General features: G+C 35.2%; 18 protein-coding genes. 9 read left to right on the top strand and 9 right to left on the bottom strand.

Features of this window, described 5'->3' with window-relative positions; all coding sequences use genetic code 11:
* From AC000W_RS14795 to AC000W_RS14770, 6 genes are all read left to right on the top strand, one after another.
* A partial coding sequence (locus AC000W_RS14795) for a cysteine desulfurase (RefSeq protein WP_474749388.1) occupies positions 1-1,125 on the top strand: 1,125 nt, incomplete at its 5' end.
* A gap of 70 nt (positions 1,126-1,195) precedes the next feature.
* Positions 1,196-1,618, top strand: coding sequence for a SufE family protein (locus tag AC000W_RS14790; RefSeq protein WP_474749386.1), 423 nt, complete (start codon positions 1,196-1,198; stop codon positions 1,616-1,618).
* The gene (locus tag AC000W_RS14785; RefSeq protein ID WP_474749385.1) at positions 1,615-1,938 is read left to right on the top strand and encodes an SUF system Fe-S cluster assembly protein; all 324 of its coding nucleotides are present in this window, start codon (positions 1,615-1,617) and stop codon (positions 1,936-1,938) included. Before AC000W_RS14790 ends, AC000W_RS14785 begins: the two co-directional genes overlap by 4 nt.
* 24 nt (positions 1,939-1,962) lie before the next feature.
* A complete protein-coding gene (locus tag AC000W_RS14780) occupies positions 1,963-2,187 on the top strand; it encodes a PspC domain-containing protein (protein ID WP_474749383.1) in 225 nt (74 codons plus the stop codon).
* A gap of 26 nt (positions 2,188-2,213) precedes the next feature.
* Entirely contained in the window at positions 2,214-2,720 is a 507-nt protein-coding gene (locus AC000W_RS14775) for a DUF2480 family protein (RefSeq protein WP_474749390.1), read from the top strand.
* Between the two features lie 63 nt (positions 2,721-2,783).
* Entirely contained in the window at positions 2,784-3,716 is a 933-nt protein-coding gene (locus AC000W_RS14770) for a DUF3078 domain-containing protein (RefSeq protein WP_474749382.1), read from the top strand.
* 271 nt (positions 3,717-3,987) lie between these two features.
* Here the strand turns inward: AC000W_RS14770 and hflX are convergent, their stop codons facing one another.
* Entirely contained in the window at positions 3,988-5,199 is a 1,212-nt protein-coding gene (gene hflX / locus AC000W_RS14765) for a GTPase HflX (RefSeq protein WP_474749380.1), read from the bottom strand.
* Between the two features lie 81 nt (positions 5,200-5,280).
* Here hflX and AC000W_RS14760 point away from each other — a divergent pair, with 81 nt between their 5' ends.
* Entirely contained in the window at positions 5,281-6,255 is a 975-nt protein-coding gene (locus AC000W_RS14760) for an endonuclease/exonuclease/phosphatase family protein (RefSeq protein ID WP_474749379.1), read from the top strand.
* A gap of 170 nt (positions 6,256-6,425) precedes the next feature.
* Positions 6,426-8,636, top strand: a complete 2,211-nt coding sequence (locus tag AC000W_RS14755; RefSeq protein WP_474749377.1) for a S8 family serine peptidase — start codon at positions 6,426-6,428, stop codon at positions 8,634-8,636.
* On the opposite strand, the gene AC000W_RS14750 is transcribed toward AC000W_RS14755, so the two are convergent.
* The 7 genes from AC000W_RS14750 to AC000W_RS14720 form a co-directional block, all read right to left on the bottom strand.
* A complete protein-coding gene (locus tag AC000W_RS14750) occupies positions 8,633-9,346 on the bottom strand; it encodes a 3'-5' exonuclease (protein ID WP_474749376.1) in 714 nt (237 codons plus the stop codon). The two genes, AC000W_RS14755 and AC000W_RS14750, sit on opposite strands and share 4 nt — an antisense overlap.
* A gap of 253 nt (positions 9,347-9,599) precedes the next feature.
* The gene (locus AC000W_RS14745; protein ID WP_474749374.1) at positions 9,600-10,073 is read right to left on the bottom strand and encodes a methylated-DNA--[protein]-cysteine S-methyltransferase; all 474 of its coding nucleotides are present in this window, start codon (positions 10,071-10,073) and stop codon (positions 9,600-9,602) included.
* 3 nt (positions 10,074-10,076) lie between these two features.
* Positions 10,077-11,201 (bottom strand): CNNM domain-containing protein, encoded by a 1,125-nt coding sequence (locus AC000W_RS14740; RefSeq protein WP_474749373.1) that lies wholly within the window; start codon positions 11,199-11,201, stop codon positions 10,077-10,079.
* Positions 11,202-11,275: 74 nt separating this feature from the next.
* Positions 11,276-11,887, bottom strand: a complete 612-nt coding sequence (locus AC000W_RS14735; RefSeq protein ID WP_474749372.1) for a hypothetical protein — start codon at positions 11,885-11,887, stop codon at positions 11,276-11,278.
* Between the two features lie 97 nt (positions 11,888-11,984).
* Positions 11,985-12,881, bottom strand: a complete 897-nt coding sequence (locus AC000W_RS14730) for a hypothetical protein (RefSeq protein ID WP_474749370.1) — start codon at positions 12,879-12,881, stop codon at positions 11,985-11,987.
* 7 nt (positions 12,882-12,888) lie between these two features.
* A complete protein-coding gene (locus AC000W_RS14725; RefSeq protein WP_474749369.1) occupies positions 12,889-14,025 on the bottom strand; it encodes a hypothetical protein in 1,137 nt (378 codons plus the stop codon).
* A gap of 1 nt (position 14,026) precedes the next feature.
* Entirely contained in the window at positions 14,027-14,704 is a 678-nt protein-coding gene (locus AC000W_RS14720; RefSeq protein ID WP_474749368.1) for a hypothetical protein, read from the bottom strand.
* A gap of 113 nt (positions 14,705-14,817) precedes the next feature.
* On the opposite strand from AC000W_RS14720, the gene AC000W_RS14715 reads away from it, so the two are divergent.
* Entirely contained in the window at positions 14,818-16,086 is a 1,269-nt protein-coding gene (locus tag AC000W_RS14715; protein WP_474749366.1) for a hypothetical protein, read from the top strand.
* Here the strand turns inward: AC000W_RS14715 and AC000W_RS14710 are convergent.
* On the bottom strand, positions 16,061-17,357 hold a 1,297-nt coding region (locus AC000W_RS14710; RefSeq protein WP_474749364.1), incomplete at its 5' end, for a serine hydrolase domain-containing protein. The genes AC000W_RS14715 and AC000W_RS14710 overlap by 26 nt on opposite strands.

The raw sequence follows: 17,357 nt of genomic DNA, 5'->3' as shown, positions 1-17,357 counted from the left end.
ACATCGCAAACTCCGCAACAGGTAATAGATGTAATTGTAGCATATTATAGTGGTTATAATGCCAATATTCATAGAGGTGTGCACACTTTATCGCAAGAAGCTACGGATGCTTATGAGCAAGCGAGGATAAAGATTCAGAAGCATTTTAATATTGCCAAACCTCATGAGGTTATTTTTACATCGGGTACAACACATAGTATCAATTTGGTGGCAAATGGATTTTCATCAATTCTAAAAAAAGGAGATGAAATATTGGTTTCTGCCATGGAGCATCATTCCAATATTGTGCCTTGGCAAATGTTGTGTGAAAGAACAGGGGCTGTATTAAAAGTAATCCCCATGAACCAAGAAGGGGAATTAATGATGGAGGAATATGGCAAATTATTATCAGATAAAACTAAATTGGTTTTTTGTAACCATGTTTCCAATGCCCTAGGAACAGTAAACCCCATTGAAGAGCTTATTAAAAAAGCCCATTATGTGGGTGCTGCAGTTTTAATAGATGGGGCACAAGCATCACCACATATTAAAGCAGATTTGCAAGAGTTAGATGTTGATTTCTATACCGTTTCTGCCCATAAAATGTGTGGACCAACGGGGGTTGGAATCCTTTACGGAAAGGAAGAATGGCTCAATAAATTACCTCCATATCAAGGTGGTGGAGAAATGATTGCTGAGGTTACTTTTGAGAAAACAACCTATGCAGATTTGCCCCATAAGTTTGAGGCTGGCACACCAAATATATGTGGCGGAATAGCTTTTGGCGCCGCATTGGATTATATGAATTCTATCGGATTTAGTAATATTTCTGAGTATGAAGACGAATTGCTTCAGTATGCAACTGAGCAATTACTTACTATAGACGGACTTAAAATTTATGGGACAGCCAAAGAGAAAACTTCGGTATTGTCCTTTAATATAGAAGGAATTCACCCTTATGATATAGGGAGTATTTTAGATAAATTGGGAATCGCCGTTAGAACAGGACACCATTGTGCACAACCTGTAATGGATTTCTTTAAAATTCCTGGTACGGTGAGAGCTAGCTTTAGTTTTTATAATACCAAAGAAGAAGTAGATATTCTTGTTGAAGGAGTAAAGCGCGCTAAAGCCATGTTGGTCTAGGCTTTGTTATGATTCTCTTAAACTATTGAATACCACTTGTACTTATCGTATTTTTACACAAAATTTTGACATGAGCATTAAAGAAATTCAGGAAGAGATTGTAGATGAGTTTTCCATGTTCGAGGATTGGATGCAGCGCTATGAGTATATGATAGAGTTGGGAAAATCACTCCCGTTGATTAATGAGAAATATAAAACCGATGACAATATCATTAAAGGATGCCAGAGTAAGGTTTGGGTACATGCAGAATTAGAAAATGATAAACTTGTTTTTACTGCAGATAGTGATGCCATTATAACAAAGGGGATTATTGCTATATTAATTAGAGTCTTTAGCAACCAGTGCCCTAGTGATATCATAGATGCGGATACTGAGTTTATTGATGAAATAGGATTAAAAGAGCATTTGTCGCCGACTAGAGCTAATGGTCTAGTAAGTATGGTGAAGCAAATAAAATTGTATGCAATAGCATACCAAACACAAATAAAATGAGTGACGAAATAAATACTCCGGATTTAGGAGAAAAGATTGTAAATGTTCTCAAAACTATATATGATCCTGAGATCCCAGTAGATATATATGAATTGGGATTAATCTATGATGTTTTTGTAAATGAAGACAATGATGTTAAAATCTTAATGACCTTAACATCACCCAATTGCCCAGTTGCTGAAAGTTTACCTGCTGAGGTTGAGGAAAAGGTTAAATCTTTGGATGAAATTAAAGATGCTGAGGTTGAAATTACTTTTGACCCACCTTGGACTCAGGATTTAATGAGCGAAGAAGCCAAGTTAGAATTGGGAATGTTGTAGAGAAATATTTTTTATATTGTAATTATGAAAAATAAAAAACTTACTAAGTCTAAGAATAAAATTTTACTTGGAGTTTGTGGTGGAATTGCTGAGTTTTTGGATTGGCCAAGGAAAACGGTTCGAGGTTTATGGATAGTATTGACCTTATTGGGATTGGGGATTTTTGTGTACCCTATTTTGGCTTTCTTTATGCCTGGTTCAAATTCTGGGAATAATGGATTTAATATTGATGATTATAGAGCAGAATAACCATATCCATTCCTGAAATCTTATAACTGATGACTGAAATAATTAACCGCGTTGCGGAAAGTAAATTAATGGTATTTGACCTTGAGGATTATTATCCAGAGGGGGATAGAATAGTATTAGATATTAAAGACTGGTTGTTTGAGGGGATTATTCTTAAAGAAAAGGATTTTAGGACGTTTGTAACCACACATGATTGGGAACAATATAAAAATCAATATATTGCCCTTTGCTGTTCAACAGATGCTATAATTCCAGGATGGGCATATATGCTCATCGTTACTAAATTGCAGCCTTATGCAAAAAAAGTTGTTCTTGGCAATTTGGAGCAGTTAGAAACGGCAATTTATCAATCTATACTAGAGAATATAGATTTTTCAGAATTCCAAGACAAACCAGTTATAATTAAAGGCTGTAGTCACAAACCTGTTCCTCAAAATGCATATATTTTGGCGACATCTAAAATACAGGAGGTGGCAAAAAACATTATGTATGGTGAAGCCTGTTCATCTGTTCCTTTGTTTAAAAGAAAATGACCTCCCCGCTTTTTTAAAAGACAATCCTTATTTTTGCCCCTTAAACTATAAACACTAAACATTATGAAAAAGGCTGTTATTGTATTGGTAACGATGCTTGCTTTAACAACAACTTACGGACAGACGTTAGATGAACTAAAATCTGAACAGACGACTAAAAAAGATTCCATTGCGGCTATTCAAGGCAGGGTAGATGCTATTCAGGCTAAGATTGATGCCCTACCAGGATGGAAAAAAGGGGCATTTGGAACGATTGGAGGTAGTTTTTCAAATTTCAGTAATTGGTACGCCCAAGGATTTCCCAACAATTCTTCTGGGAACATAGGCTTTACGGTAAATGCTTTTGCCAATCTTACTCAAGAGAAATTTTTCTGGAGAAACTCCCTAAACACAAACTTAAGTTGGGTGAAGTTGGATGACAAGGATGACCCAACGGATAGTGAAGATTTTAGACAAGCTACAGATGTATTTAACATAACATCGCTTTATGGCCGTAAGCTTAGTGATAAGTTCGCTATTTCTGCCTTGGGAGAATACAGAACAACCATTTTAAACAATTTTAATGACCCTGGGTATTTAGATTTAGGTGTAGGTGCTACATGGACTCCGATTGCAGATTTAGTTGTGGTTGTACACCCTTTAAACTACAATTTTGTGTTTAGTAGCGATGACACCATTTTTGAGTCTTCTCTTGGAGCAAAAATCGTAGCAGACTATACAAAACAATTGGGAGATGTTAGTTTTAAGACCAACCTTTCTATGTTCCAAAGTTATAAAAGTGAAAATTTAAGCAATTGGACATGGACCAATTCATTTGGATATACCCTATGGAAAATGATAGGTGTTGGATTTGATTTTGGTTTAAGGAACAACAAACAAGAAGCGTTGAATTATCTTAGAAATGGTTTAATAGACCCTCCAATTTTTCCAACTTTTGATAATATTGACAATGATTTACAGTCTTATTGGATGTTGGGACTCAACTACTCGTTCTAAAATAAAGAACAATAAAGCTGACAAAAAAAAGCCTCCAAATTGGAGGCTTTTTTTTAGCTAAGTAGGCTTGAGTGATTTGAGTTATTTTACTTTTAAACTTATTCTGTTATGTCCTGGCTTTGGGGAAACCATTACTATTTAATTCTGATGTAAAACTAAGACTACCTGTTTAATGTTTAAAAATTATGTTGCGAATTGGCCTTAAAATGTGGTTTAAAAATTAACGGTATGTTTTCTTCGATGAATGGCACTAGTTTTGTAAGAATTTCTTCTAATACTCATCCAAATGCTCTGGATATAGGAAGTTGTTGTATGGAAAGCGCGTTACATGGATGTCCCTAACCTCATTATAAACCCGTTTTCTAAATTCATCTAAATTTTCCTTGTTCAATGCGGAAATAAATAAGGCATTGTCACCTACTCTTTCCATCCATGTTTTTTTCCACTCATCAATAGAAAAATGTTTTTCCGTCTTTTCTGTCACCAAGTCATCTTCCTCAATGGTTTCGGCCTTGTATTGATCAATTTTGTTAAAGACCATAATACAGCGTTTGTCCGCACTATCTATCTCATCCAAAATTAGATTTACAGAATCTATATGTTCTTCAAAGTTTGGATGTGAAATATCCACAACGTGCAAAAGCAAATCTGCTTCTCTTACCTCATCCAACGTACTTTTAAAGCTTTCCACTAGTTGTGTGGGTAATTTTCTAATGAACCCAACTGTATCACTTAAGAGAAAGGGTAAATTGCCAATGACTACTTTTCTAACCGTAGTATCCAATGTGGCAAACAGTTTGTTTTCTGCAAACACCTCACTTTTACTAATTACATTCATAAGGGTGGACTTTCCAACATTGGTATAACCAACTAAAGCAACCCTTACAAGAGCCCCTCTATTGCTCCTTTGGGTCTCCATTTGCCGGTCAATTTTGGCAAGCTTCTTTTTAAGCAATGAAATACGGTCCCTTACAATACGTCTATCAGTTTCAATTTCAGTTTCACCAGGGCCACGCATTCCAATTCCCCCTTTTTGCCTTTCAAGGTGGGTCCATAAACCTGTTAATCTTGGAAGTAAATATTCATACTGCGCAAGCTCTACCTGAGTCCTAGCATAACTTGTCTGAGCGCGTTGTGCAAAAATGTCCAATATAAGCGTGGTACGGTCAAGGATTTTACACTTTAATTGCTTTTCTATATTTCGTTGTTGACCTGGGGTAAGTTCATCATCAAAAATTACAGAACCAATTTCATGTTCTTCTACATAACGCTCAACCTCTTCCATTTTACCACTTCCAATATAAGTTTTTGGATTTGGTAGGTCTATACGTTGTACAAATCGCTTGTATACCTCACCTCCAGCGGTATAGGTAAGAAATTCCAGTTCATCTAGATACTCTTGTACTTTCTCTTCATTCTGCTCACGGTTTATAACCCCAATGAGAACTGCTTTTTCATATGTAATGACTTTCTTTTCTAACATTCAAGAGATATTAATGTGCAAATCTAAGCAATAGTTGGGGAGCATATTTTGTATTTTTATCAGCTTATCAAAATAAAGAGAATGTTCAAATCACTTTTCAAGAAAAAAAAACGTAAAAAATTATTTGCCATTGCGTTCTATAATTTGGAGAATTTATTTGATACTGTAAACGACCAGTATAAATTGGATGATGATTTTACGCCTAATGGATTCAAAAATTGGACTCCTAAGCGGTATCAAAAGAAATTGGTTAAACTGGGGAAGGCTATTTCCAAGATTGGATATAGTGAAAATGGAATGCCACCTGTTTTAATTGGGGTCGCGGAAATAGAAAATGGCAAAGTAATGAAGGATTTAATCTCTGTAGAGTATTTAAAAGACATTTCTTATGACTATGTACATTATGAGTCACCAGATGAAAGGGGAATAGATACTGGCTTAATATATAATACCAAATATTTTGAATTGATTAAATCTGAAACCATTACGGTTTGGATAAAGAATCCAAATGGGGAAAGAGATACAACAAGGGATATTTTATATGTGAATGGGAAATTAAACAATGAAGAAATTCATGTTTTTGTCAATCATTGGCCCTCCAGAAGGGACGGAGAAACAGAAACTGGTTACAAAAGAGTACAGGCAGCAGAGACCATATTAAATTATATGACCAAGATTGAAGAAGTTGTAGAAAATCCCAATTATATAATTATGGGGGATTTTAATGATGGTCCGGATGCTGAAAGCATAGAAACTTTAACTAAAAGTGGATCCTTGTATAACCCTATGAAACAACTTATATCTCCTGTGCGTGGAAGTGCCAACTATAAAAGGAAATGGAGTCTTTTTGATCAGATATTATTTTCGCATAATTTTTTTAATTACGAAAAGGGGACCCACAGTTTTGCACATGCCAATATTTTTGATGAACATTTTTTAAAGGAATGGAAAGGAAAATATAAAGGAAATCCATATAGAACTTATGTTGGAAGAAAATATGTGGGAGGATATAGTGATCATTTTCCTGTTTATATTCAGCTAAAGTTCAATAATTAGGGTTTTTTTATACAAAACAAAAAGAAAGTATTTTCCTACACATCAAAAAAAACAACTTTCACAACAGAATAGAAAGAATCACATGTAACTCATCGAAAAAAACGTGCTTTTAAGCGAGTATAATTGAAATAAAAATATATTTGTAGTCCAAACCTTACCAATCGTACATAATGGACTACAAATTGAAAATATATTTTGGCACGCGCACGTATGTTGTTGTGTTACTTTTTATTTTCAGCTTTTCATGTGTTTTTAGCCAGTCCGCATGGCACAAAGAAAAAATTCAAGCTTCTTATAACATTTCCAAAATTGAAGATTTTAATTTGGAGTTAATAAAGGATTATGAGCAATCTAGGGATAAAATGACAAGGTTGGCAAAATCCAATGGATGGAAAATATCAGAAACTCTTTCAGATGGTAACTTGGTAGAACTTCAAGATATTGGATCAGATGGTTCTCCATTATATTACACAACATTTAGTGATAATGTAAGTCATATATCTCGAGCAGATGGGTTGTATCATGGGGGTAAATTGGACTTGGGCATTAATGGCGAAGGAATGCAAGTGGGCGTATGGGATGGTGGAATAGCTCTTAAAGCGCATCAAGAGTTCGATAGCCGAGTATCAATTGCAGATGAAGGGGAGGAAGTAGATAAACATGCTACAATGGTGATGGGGACTTTGGTTGCATCGGGAATAAAAGAAAAGGCAAAAGGAGTAGCATATAAAGCAACGGCCATAACAAGCAACTGGACAAGAGATAAAATTGAGGTTTCTGAAGCCGCCGCAAATGGGTTGTTATTATCCAATCATTCTTATGGAATAAAAACTGACCGAGTACCAGATTGGTATTTTGGCTCTTATATTAAAGTATCACAGGATTGGGACAAAATCATGTACAATGCCCCTTACTATTTAATGGTAACCGCATCTGGTAACTCACAACACTCACGAGATAATGATGCACCTATTCATGGAACAAATTCGCAAGGATTCGATTTAATTTTAGGTTTTGCTGCTTCAAAAAACGGAATTACCGTAGCGGCTGCAGAATCTGATATAGATAAAAATGGGATTTTAACTAGTGCCACTGTTGCTAGTTATAGCAGTTTTGGCCCCATGGATGATAGTCGTATTAAACCAGATATTTCGGGTGGCGGAACAAACGTTTTTGCAACATCCAATACAGGGACTAAAAATTATGAAAGCTCAACAGGAACTTCTATGGCAACGCCTGGAGTTACTGGTTCCATGCTTTTATTACAACAGTATTATGAGAGGTTAAATAGCGAGTATATGAAAGCCGCAACCTTAAAGGGATTGGTGTTACATACGGCCGATGATGTGCAACAACCAGGACCAGATTATAAAATGGGTTGGGGAGTTATAAATTCGGTATCCGCAGCTGAGGCAATTATCAATAAAGAATATTCATCAATTATTTCTGAGGAAGAGCTATCTAATGGAGAAACATATTCCTTAACAATTAATTCAAATGGAACAAATTCTTTAATGGCCTCTATTTCTTGGACAGATCCAGCTACTGGTTTTGTAAACAGAGGGACATTAAACGATGTTACTGCGGCATTGGTAAACGACTTGGATATTCGTATTGAAAAAGATGGAAAGACTTTTTACCCATGGAAATTAAATGCTGCTAATGCTTCTGCGACCGCAACTAAAGGAGATAACAAAGTTGATCCTTTTGAAAAAATCCAGATTGATAATGCACAAGGAGAATATACCATTACTATAAGCCATAAAGGAGATTTAAGCACTGGAGCACAAAATTTTTCCCTAATTGTTACAGGAATAGAAGTAACCAAGTGTAATGCCGAAATGCCTTCTGAAACATATTTAAAAGCAGCTGATGACAAATCTGTAATATTGGAATGGAAAGAAGCCCCCGACACACTTTTTGAAGTACAGTTTAAAAATGAAAATTCTAATGACTGGACCACAGAGTACACTTATGAAAATTCTATTGAATTAAAAGATTTGACAATTGGTAGTACTTATGAATTTAGATTAAAAGCCATTTGCACAGAAAATATAGGATCAAATTATACCCCGAAACTTACCTTTGTGTACGACGCAGAGGAAACCGAACTGCAGGACGCTATGGATTATGAGACTTTGTCCATAAATTCAGAAATAAGTATTTCTGTTTATCCAAATCCTGCAGTTGAAGAAATTAGTCTGGAGGGCAATATATCCAGTAATGCAGCTTATAGCATTGTCACAACTACAGGAATTACTGTTAAGAAGGGCAATGCTTCTGCTGCTAAGATTTACGTGAACGATTTAGCCGAAGGACTTTATATTCTGAGTGTACAAGATTTAAGAGGCGTTCAAAGCACTAAATTTTATAAGCATTAAATTTTTTTAATCTCGCTTTCATCTAACAATCCCTCGTTTTGTAGTCTTAAAAACACTTGAGCTGTAGTTACTACATCTAATTCACAGTATTTAATAATACGGTCCAAATCATTTTCATTGTAATAAACATCCCTTACCATACTACCGTCTATATCCCCTTTTGGTGAAGGAATGCCTAATATATTTGCCATTAGTTTTAAAGAAGTATAATGCTTATAGTCGCCAAACTTCCATAGTTCCATGGTGTCTAGATGAGGTATTTCCCAAGGCTTTTTTCCAAATAGATCTAATTTGTAAGGAAGATTGATGCTGTTGATTATCATTCTGCGCGCTATATAAGGAAAATCAAATTCCTTACCATTATGAGCACATAAGATATGATGTGGTTTATTAAAATGGGAATTCAACAAATTTTTAAAGTCTTTTAGAATTTTGGCCTCTTCCCCATGAAAAGTAGTGACCCTAAAATTTCGCATGTTTCCTTTGCTGGTAAAATATCCCACGGAAATACAGATGATTTTACCAAATTCCGCCCAAATCCCAGCTCTGTCATAAAATTCCTCTGCTGTAAACTCCTCTTTACGCTGGTATTGAGATTTATGGGCCCAAAGCTCTTGTTTCTCATCATCCAATTGCTCAAAAGTTTCACTTTCTGGGACAGTTTCAATATCTAAAAATAGAATATGTTCTAAATTGAGTTTGTATAGCATTTACTAAGAATCTTGGTTAGATAAAAGGAAAGATACAAACTAATTTGAACATAAAAACTCCAACAAAAATGAACGCAGGGTTCAGATTATCGATTAAATACACTAACAAACCATACAGTTTGTTTTTTTGACAAGCATTTATACTATTGTTGTTATTGCTTCGGATTGGAATCGAAAAAAAATCGACAAACGGTATTTTAAGTGAATTTGAAGGTGTTTTTTAACTAAAAACAAACTATCAGGTCTGTATATATTAAAAGAGACTTTGCTGTTTAACGGGACTCTCATGTTCCAAAAGCCATTTTTTGCGGTGCAATCCTCCAGCGTATCCAGTAAGGGAACCATCACTTCCAATTACCCGGTGACATGGAATAACAATCCATAACGGATTTTTCCCATTTGCTGATGCGGCAGCTCTAATTGCTTTAACATCACCCAATTTTTTTGATAAGTCTAAATAGGAGATGGTTTTTCCATATGGAATTTGTTGCAGTTCTTGCCAAACCCTTTTTTGAAATTCTGTTCCTTGAGGATTTAATGATAGGCTAAATACTTGTCGTTTACCTTCAAAATATTCTTGTAATTGATATATGGCATCTTCTAGCACTTCCGGAATTATTCCGTTTGGTATTTTTTCTTCATTTATTACGGTAATAGAGGCTAAACCTTCTGCATCTCCCTCTATTTTGGTAACACCAAGAGGTGTTTGTACAAAGGCTATTTCCATTACTTATTCAGTTTTAGGCTTGTCCTCTTCAATAATTCCCAATTTTTTGGCTCTTGTTTCCCAGTTTTTGCGCGCCAAGTGTTGTAAATCTTCGACTCCGTCACTTTCATCCATAATTTCCAGCCCTAATAGTGTTTCAATAACATCTTCCATAGTTACTAACCCACTTACAGAGCCATATTCATCCACAACCAAGGCAACATGTTCTTTTTGTTCTATTAAAGTTTCGAACAACTGTGGAATAGGAGTATTTCTTTTGGTGACCAGAATTTCTCGCTTTATGGAAGCAAGCTTAGCTTCACCGTGTTCATGAATAATTTCTTCTAGAACATTGTCTTTTAATACATAGCCTGTAATATTATCTATACCCTCTTTATAAATTGGGATTCTAGAAAAGTGTAGTTTGGGGTTTTCCTCAAAAAAATCCTTTATAGAGCTGTTTTCAGAAGCTATTTTCATTACCGTTCTTGGAGTCATAATATCCTTTGTAAGAATTTCATTAAAACGCAGGAGGTTTTTAATCACTTTGGATTCTGATTCATGAAAAACACCTTCTTCATGGGCAATATCGGTCATTGCGTTAAAATCTTCTCTGCTTAAAACACTCCCATGATGCCCTTTTTTGCCAATGAGTTTAGTGAAAAGCTGTAAAATCCATAACAAGCCTGTCCATTTTAGTACCCAAACCATGCCTTTGAGAGTAACGGTGGTGAATTTTGCCAATTGTTTCCAATAAGTGGCTCCAATGGTTTTTGGAATAATCTCTGAAGCAACTAGAATTAGAATGGTCATAATGGTGGAAACGACACCAACCATAAGGTCTTCCGTAAACTCAATTCCTAAAAAGGTGTGTTTTTCATTGCCAAACATGTTAGCATAGGCAACTTTTGCCTGTACACCTACCAAAATTGCCCCAACTGTGTGAGCAATTGTGTTTACGGTGAGAATAGCTATTAAGGGTTTGTCAACATCCTTTTTTAAATCCTCCAGTCCTTGCGCATAAGCGTTTCCTTCATTTTTTTTAACATTAATAAAGGTAGGGGTCACGCTCAGGAGTACAGCCTCCAAGATGGAACATAAAAAAGAAAAAAAGATTGATATAACAGCAAAAAAAATGAGTAATCCCATGGCTAGTAACAATATGAAATACTAAAATACTAATTTAAGAGTATACACAGTGCTAAACTAGGGGATGCTTATTTCTAATTTCTGACTTTTCCTGTAAAAACACTTGGTTTATCAACACCAGAGGCAAACGGATTTCCAGATGATCGTCTAAAGGAAACCACTTGACCTATATGCCACAGTGCATCAGCAATGGGCCCGTTTAACTGATTCCAAAAGGGAAATTCTGATTGGCCAGAATCATTTTTAAAGATGATTTTATAGTCTTCAAAATCTGCTTCAGAACTTTTTCTAAGAATATTTGCTGTTTCTTTTATTAATTCTAAGGTTTTCTTTCTTTTACCTTGAAAATCTAACTCAGGATATTCTGCACCTCTAATAGTAGGCCTTTGGTTAACCGAATTGTTTATAACACGTACCAAACCCAAAATATGGTCTATGGTATCTTCCGTTGTTCTGGCTTTATCATTAGGTTTAAAACTTAAATCTTCTGGTCTTAAACCATCGGTCGCCCAGTAAAATCGAAAACCTACACCATCTAACATTCTTGCAGTTACTGTGCCTGCAGTATAGGTTTCTGAATACTCATCAGGTATTTCGCGATAAGGCAAATCCATGTCCATAGTAGTTTGAGAATAAGTTATTTGAATAAGGCTTAAAAAGATAAGTAAAAAGACTGCTTTTTTCATTTGACAAACATATAATAATTGGCTTAACTAACGAGGGTTGTTTTGTTCAGTATTGTACAAGATAGGTTTTCTGGTTTTTTGTAAATGGAAGAAATGCTTATAAGCTATTTCTCAACCGTTTTAACATCTTATCCCATCTTACCCAATAAATATGGCAATCCTCTTCACTAGTCCCTAGGGTGTAAAACAAATATTTGCCATCTGGTGAAACATATTGTCCAAAACGGTGAGCCATTCCCATATTAATCTCTTCATTGATACTCTTAGATTTCGTCCAGCTGCCATCCTCATTCCTGAAAGTGATATGCAGCTTACTTTCGTAGGTGGGTGTTTCTTCTGCACTGATAATCATATAAGATTCATCAGGAGCAACGTATAAATCGCCATCAAAACCAACAGTGTTTATTGGCTTACCAATGCTCTTAACTATAGTATCTGTTTCGCTCATGGAAAATGTACTAAAATCATATCCGCTATAATTACCTTTGTCAGGACCAGAACCTACATAGTTTGTTCCACTTTTTGTAGGCATAAAATTGTAAAGACCGTACGATTTGTTTAAATACTCTTCAGGGTTTGTCCAGCTTCCTTTTATATTTTTCGAATGCCATACATTACTTCCTGATGCGCCAAAGTATAACGTCTTTCCATCTATTGAAAAAGTTGGGTTCGATACATTTTCAGCAAATAATTTTGGTTTTGACCATGCTATGCTATCAAAAGAAATAACATTTGTTCCAGAGTTATTAGAATCAAACCAATGGGCTGCATACGTATAATAAAACTCTTTCCCATCCTCTGAAAAAGCTACACGTCCCAATACAATACCAGAATCTACCAACATACCTTTGGCAAATATTTCTGGGGTTTCAGTAGGGGTTTTTTGCCCTAGATAGGCATTGGGAGATTCCCAAAAGGAATCTTGCTTGTCATTCTTACATTGAGCAAGTAGAAATAAACAAGCCAGAGAGGGTAAAATATGTTTTGCTTTCATAGTTGATTTATTCTAATATTAATCCATCCATATTGTCCAATTTTGCTATTATCCCCCAACCATAGAAGTAATTTGCAACTCCAATTAAAATTTCATTTTCACCTTCTTTGAGGGATAGTTTAAAACTTGTATTTTCTATAGTACACCATCCTGCCGGTTCTTTTTGGCTGGGTGTTCCGTAATAGTTTTTATCAACCAATAGAATTTGTCCATTAATAAATACCCACACTTCATCACTAAAACCCATGGATAATTCTCTTTCTTGTTCTTTATTGGAAACGATAGTAGTTTTAATCCAGGCCAATTTTCGTTCTCCTCGCTGAGTTAAGCCATATTTTCTGCTAAGGTTTACAATTCCTCTATTTTCTGCTTTAAGTGAAGTCCAGACTGTGGTACTATCTGGTAAATCTGTTTTTATTTTATCACCATTTACACCAGGAAGATTCATTATTATGTCTCTTCCAAAAGGAAAATCCACAGGTTCTGTAACTTCCCAGTTTCTAATATATCGCGTATCATTATAGGCAGAAATATATCCAGCTTCAGGGTCTAGATTTTCTACCGCATTGGGTTTTAACTCAAAGTTGGCATAGATAACATTTCCGTTTAAAGAAATACTTCCCGAGTCTCTCCAAGATTCTAGTTCTGGAACAATAAGGGCTGGGGTTGCCATATCGTTTACATATACCCTCATTTGTTTTCCGTTGATTACCATTTTAACATGGTTCCACCCTTCTTGATAAATTGTAGCACTTGCTTGATATTCATCCGTTAAATCCCAAATACACAAACCATCCATAACAGCAGCATATTGCAAGGTTGTTCTTATGTGAGGCGTAGTTGGTCCAAAAGAGCGTATGTAAAAGCGTTCTCCGTATTTTTTATCATCAGACAATCTAAAATTAATACCAGGGAAACCTTGGCCAGTTAATTCAACATCAAACTCAATGGTTCCGTTCTCAAAAACATGATTTTTTAGAAATATGTTGTAATTTTTATTAGGTTGATTTTGAACTGCTGAAACACCTCGGTGTGTAATAAACTTTACCGTAGTAGTATCATATTCCCAATGCAAAGCATCCATGGGGATTTTCTGTGAAAAAGAAAATTGAGAGAGTAGAATAAATACAATTAGTAGCCTCATTTTAATTCAATTTTGTGATTTTTAGGTTTGCAAAAAAAGCATCTGTTCCTGGACCTACCCATAAGGCCAGTTTTCCGGATTTTTCTTTGCCTAACAACCCATTGACCATCATGGTAGGTTGTGCTGCATCATGGACATAGATTTCTGCCCTATCCTCTTCAATAATTATTTTTACATGCGTCCATTCTTTCGGAACCATATCCACATAGGTTTCATATTTTCCGGGTGTTTCTTCTCGTAGTTTTGGCCAATGAAAATCTGGAGAAGAAAAATATTGAACGGTATGATTACGTTGAAGTTGATTATCTGCCCTACCATTTGCAGCACGTAGGTAAAAACAATCATAAGCAGAATTATCATTACTTATTCTAAATGCCAGACCTAAAAAACCCCTACTCATAGGGTTTGCATCTTCTGCTCGACTACCTGCCAAATCAAATTCAATAATCCCAGTAGAAAGCTCAATGTCATTGATGATAATTAACCCGCTTCCTTCTCCAGAGTTTTTTTGTTTACCATAGACGGCAGCCTTTCCTTTATAGATTCCTGTTTGTGTGTTAAGATTTACAAAAGTTAACCCACTGTTGTTTTCTTGTGAGGTTACTTGTAATTGAGCATGTCCAAAATTTGAAATTAAAAGCATTAGGAAAACACTTTTAAACAGCATTGTTTTTTTCATTATGTTACATTTGTTTATTGATGAGAAAGCAAGATGCAAAGGCAATAGGAAAAACATCAACCATTTTTCATTCATTTTAGAACTATTTTCTATTTATATATAAGCCACTTATAATGAGCACAATAAATCCTAAAGACCAAGAACTTATTACCCAAATTAAAAAAGGGATAGAGCAGACTTCTGGGCTGCCTTCCCCTGAGAATTGGTCTCAAAAAGATTTTGATTTTTTGGTGTATTATATTGAAGAAAAATCTGGGGTAAGAATAAGCCTTTCCACATTGAAAAGAATATGGAAGAACGAGAATAACAGGCTGCCCCATATTTCTACACTGGATGCACTCTCACAAGTAGCTTTTCAAAAAAAATGGCTTTCTCTAAAAACTGATCTGGTACAGGAACAAGAACCAGTTAGTACCAAAAAGACGAAAAGCGGTAAGAAGCTACTATGGGGTGGACTTTTAGGAATAGCTGTGGGGTTATTGGTTTTTTATGTTTTAGGTTATTCAAGAAGTGAGCCCAAAACACCTATTATAAATATGGAAAAGGTTCAATTTTCAGCAAAAACCTCTGTAGACAATAAAGTTCCCAATTCAGTGGTATTTGATTATGATGTTTCAGCCATTGATGCCGAAAAATTTTACTTACAACAAAGCTGGGACCCAAGCCGTAGGGTGGAAATTTCTAAAGAAAACAAACAGCAGACTGATATATACTATCAACCAGGAATATATTTTGCAAAACTTATTGCCGACACTATTATTCTTGCCCAAATACCTGTTCATATAAAGACAAATGACTGGTATATTACATCTAATCAGGAAAACAATGGGAATTCATATGATAAAAGCAAGTGGCTTACCAATGGAACTCTTGGTGTATTGCCAGAAGAGAATATTTTAGAAGAAAGCAATGTCAATGAGCAACTAAATCTAATGTTTTATAATTCAAAAAATTTTAAGGCGGATGGTGATAATCTCACCTATTCCAGCTCATTTAAAGTGGACTCCATAGCGAAGATTTTGTGCCCTAAAGTGTCTGTAATATTAAAAGGAGATAATGATTATTTTGTTCTTCAAATAGTAAATAAGGGTTGTGAAAGTGATGCCTATCTTAAGCTGAGTGACAAGCAGGTTTCTGGAAAAACAAATGATTTAACAATGCTTGGGGCCAATGTATATGAATGGCAAAACCTCCAGGTTCATGTTGAAAACAAAACCTTAACCATGAGTTTAAGCGAGAATGAGATTTATAAAAACAGTTATGAAAATCCAATAGGTATATTAAAGGAAATCACCTATGTTTTTAGTGGCTGGGGAGCTATTGATAATGTTGAATTAAAGAATGCCGATGGCAAAATTACTTTTGCCGATGATTTTGATTGATGATTGCCTGATAAAACGCCTGTTGCAATGCTCCACGAATGTTCATTGAATATAAATTCCTGTTTTCTCTGGTTGGAAAAACCCTATTGGAAAGAAAAATAAAGGTCAGTTTGTTTTCTGGGTCTGCCCATACAAAAGTCCCCGTAAAACCTGAATGCCCAAAACTTTTGGAGCTAACCTCAGGTGCAGGGTAAGCGTCTTTTAGCGATAAGGTGTCATTTCCAATCAAAGGTTTGTCAAAACCAAGCCCTCTTCGGTTATCATTATCGGGATATTGAATTTTGGAAAACTCTTTTACTGTTTCTTCTTTTAAATACCGCTGGCCATTCCATTCCCCATAGTTTTGATACATGAGCATCATCTTGGCTAGGTCTTCCGCAGTACCAAAAAGACCGGCATTTCCCGATACACCCCCCAAGAGTGATGCATTTTCATCATGTACCCAACCTTTGGTTAAAACCTTTCGGTATAAAGTGTCAATTTCAGTAGGAACAATTGTATTTTTTAAATTGTTATGTGTTGGATTAAAACCTAAAGTTATTGCTCCTAATTTATTGTAAAAATGAGTAGTTACATAATTTTCATAACTATCTCCTGTTATTTGATGAATAAGCTCAGGAAAGATTAAAAAAGTAAGTCCAGAATACACATATTTCTTGTCATAGGATACTTTTGAGCGTTTTGCAATGCGATATATTTTCTTGTTGAAATTATTTTTTACATATCCATTTTCAAAAGCTTGGTTTTGAAAATGTTTTGATGGCTCAGAATGAATGAATCTTTTTTTAAGCTTTCCATTTTTCATCACTTTACTTAAAAAAACGATATATGGAACCAATCCTGATTGATGCGATAGAATTTCTCTTAACGTAATGTCTTTTTTATCCTTTTTATTTCTCCAAGATTTCCAATACGTACTAAAAGGAACATCTAAATCAAGTTTTCCTTCCTCATACAACTTCATAAGCGCAGGTAAAGGCCCAAGAATTTTGGTAACCGATGCTAAATCATATAAATCATCCAGATTTACCTGTTGAATACTATCATAGGTATGAAAGCCATAGGCCTTATGAAAAACAACTTTGTTATTCTTAGCAACCAATAACTGCGCTCCGGGAAAAGCATTGTTCTGAATTCCAAGAGTCATGATGGAATCTACCTTGAAGTCAATAAATTCGGTGTTTAGGCCTTCTTTTTCTGGTGTGGAATATTTTAAATTTTGGGCACGAAGAACAGGAACAACTAAAAATAAACCAATAAGTATAAATTGT

This window comes from Saonia sp. (assembly GCF_056326165.1).
This window is presented reverse-complemented; position numbering and strand designations above follow the sequence as displayed.

What these genes read in the sequence shown, in the direction of transcription:
- AC000W_RS14790 (WP_474749386.1), top strand. Translation starts at nt 1,196, where the DNA reads ATGAGCATTAAAGAAATTCAGGAAGAGATTGTAGATGAGTTTTCCATG.
- AC000W_RS14785 (WP_474749385.1), top strand. Translation starts at nt 1,615, where the DNA reads ATGAGTGACGAAATAAATACTCCGGATTTAGGAGAAAAGATTGTAAAT.
- AC000W_RS14780 (WP_474749383.1), top strand. Translation starts at nt 1,963, where the DNA reads ATGAAAAATAAAAAACTTACTAAGTCTAAGAATAAAATTTTACTTGGA.
- AC000W_RS14770 (WP_474749382.1), top strand. Translation starts at nt 2,784, where the DNA reads ATGAAAAAGGCTGTTATTGTATTGGTAACGATGCTTGCTTTAACAACA.
- hflX (WP_474749380.1), bottom strand. Translation starts at nt 5,199, where the DNA reads ATGTTAGAAAAGAAAGTCATTACATATGAAAAAGCAGTTCTCATTGGG.
- AC000W_RS14760 (WP_474749379.1), top strand. Translation starts at nt 5,281, where the DNA reads ATGTTCAAATCACTTTTCAAGAAAAAAAAACGTAAAAAATTATTTGCC.
- AC000W_RS14755 (WP_474749377.1), top strand. Translation starts at nt 6,426, where the DNA reads ATGGACTACAAATTGAAAATATATTTTGGCACGCGCACGTATGTTGTT.
- AC000W_RS14750 (WP_474749376.1), bottom strand. Translation starts at nt 9,346, where the DNA reads ATGCTATACAAACTCAATTTAGAACATATTCTATTTTTAGATATTGAA.
- AC000W_RS14745 (WP_474749374.1), bottom strand. Translation starts at nt 10,073, where the DNA reads ATGGAAATAGCCTTTGTACAAACACCTCTTGGTGTTACCAAAATAGAG.
- AC000W_RS14740 (WP_474749373.1), bottom strand. Translation starts at nt 11,201, where the DNA reads ATGGGATTACTCATTTTTTTTGCTGTTATATCAATCTTTTTTTCTTTT.
- AC000W_RS14735 (WP_474749372.1), bottom strand. Translation starts at nt 11,887, where the DNA reads ATGAAAAAAGCAGTCTTTTTACTTATCTTTTTAAGCCTTATTCAAATA.
- AC000W_RS14730 (WP_474749370.1), bottom strand. Translation starts at nt 12,881, where the DNA reads ATGAAAGCAAAACATATTTTACCCTCTCTGGCTTGTTTATTTCTACTT.
- AC000W_RS14725 (WP_474749369.1), bottom strand. Translation starts at nt 14,025, where the DNA reads ATGAGGCTACTAATTGTATTTATTCTACTCTCTCAATTTTCTTTTTCA.
- AC000W_RS14720 (WP_474749368.1), bottom strand. Translation starts at nt 14,704, where the DNA reads ATGAAAAAAACAATGCTGTTTAAAAGTGTTTTCCTAATGCTTTTAATT.
- AC000W_RS14715 (WP_474749366.1), top strand. Translation starts at nt 14,818, where the DNA reads ATGAGCACAATAAATCCTAAAGACCAAGAACTTATTACCCAAATTAAA.